Raw genomic sequence first — 1,615 nt, forward strand, 5'->3', positions numbered from 1 at the left:
TTCACGGCGAGGGCGATCAGGTTGACCCACTCCTGCCAGTACTTCGGGTCCCGGTCCTTGTCCTCTTTCATGAGGCGTTCATGCCAGTCGGGGGCGCGACGGCGGACCTTGAGTCCGCCGGGCAGCAGCCCCTCGCGCTTGAGGCTGACCTCGACGCAGCCTTCCATCACCGAGTAAATGTGCAGCAGGCCTTCGCGGATCTCTTCTTCGGTGCGGGAGGCGCGCTCGTTGACGAACATGATCTCGCCGATGGAGAGACCTTTGGACTGGCAGCGGCCCAGCAGTTCCGCGGCGGTGCGGAAGGGCAGCGGCAGTTCCTTCTTGGATTCGTCGAGTTCCTTGAGCGCGGCGTCCTCCTCGCCTTCGCGGACGATGAAGCCGCCGCCGACGGAGAAGAAGGTGGCGGAGTGCAGGACTTCGCCGCCGGCGTCGGAGACGGTGAACGTCATGCCGTTGGTGTGCCGCGGGAGGATGGTCAGGGGGCGCAGGATCATGTCCTTGACGCCGTAGGGCAGCGGCACTCCGTTTCCTTCTCCGGCGCCGGCGAGCTGCAGGGTGCCGGTCTCGGCGATCGTGGCCAGCCGGTCTTCCACCTCCTCGGGGAGGATCAGCTCGGGGTGGAAGCCTTCCAGGCCGAGCAGGATGGCAGTCATGGTGCCGTGGCCGTGGCCGGTGGCGGCGAGGGAGCCGTAGAGATCCACGCGCAGTCCGGCCACCCGGTCCAGCACCCCGGAAACCTTGAGTTCTTCGGCGAACACCGCGGCAGCCCGCATGGGGCCCACCGTGTGTGAACTGGATGGTCCTATTCCGATGGAAAAGAGGTCGAAGACTCCAACGGCCATTGTCGGTTCCTAACTGGCTTTAACTGTGGCCCGGCAGGGTGTCCTGCCGGAAGGCGGTGCGTCCGCCGGTTGGCGGCAGTGCCGCCGGATGCACGACGCCGGGCGGCAGCTTGTGGCGGCGGCCCGGCGTCGTGATCTGTACTGCTACTACTTCTGTAATACGTCCCTTAGGCGAGGTTATCAACCGAGGGGTAGAGCGGGTGGGCGGCGGCGAGGGCCTCCACCCGGGAGCGCAGACCGGAGAGGTCGGCGCCGGCGTCGGCGATCAGGGCCTCCGCGATGATATCCGCAACTTCCGCGAAAGCCGCCTCGCCGAAACCGCGGGTGGCCAGCGCGGGGGTGCCGATCCGCAGGCCCGAGGTGACCATCGGCGGGCGCGGGTCGAACGGGACGGCGTTGCGGTTGACCGTGATGTCGATTTCCGCGAGGCGGTCCTCGGCTTCCTGGCCGTTCAGTTCGCAGTTGCGCAGGTCCACGAGGACCAGGTGCACGTCGGTGCCGCCGGAGATCACGTTGATGCCCTTGGCGGTGACGTCCGGCTGGACCAGCCGGTCGGCAAGGATCCGGGCGCCGGCGAGCACGCGCTCCTGGCGTTCCTTGAACTCCGGGGACGCAGCGATTTTGAAGGCCACGGCCTTGCCGGCGATGACGTGCTCCAGCGGGCCGCCCTGCTGGCCGGGGAACACGGCCGAGTTGATCTTCTTGGCGATGTCGGCGTCGTTGGAGAGGATGATGCCGCCGCGCGGACCGGCGAGGGTCTTGTGCGTGGTGGA

The 1,615-nt window shown here is 67.6% G+C and carries 2 protein-coding genes; both read right to left on the bottom strand.

Annotated elements, in window-relative coordinates; genetic code table 11:
- Positions 1–842, bottom strand: an 842-nt coding sequence (locus AC1DF4_RS19105; RefSeq protein WP_476914348.1) for a serine dehydratase beta chain, incomplete at its 3' end; no start/stop codon positions are given.
- A gap of 167 nt (positions 843–1,009) precedes the next feature.
- Positions 1,010–1,615: PLP-dependent aminotransferase family protein (locus AC1DF4_RS19110; protein ID WP_476914349.1), on the bottom strand; the 606-nt coding region annotated here is incomplete at its 5' end.

This window comes from Arthrobacter sp. 05N429 (assembly GCF_056397045.1).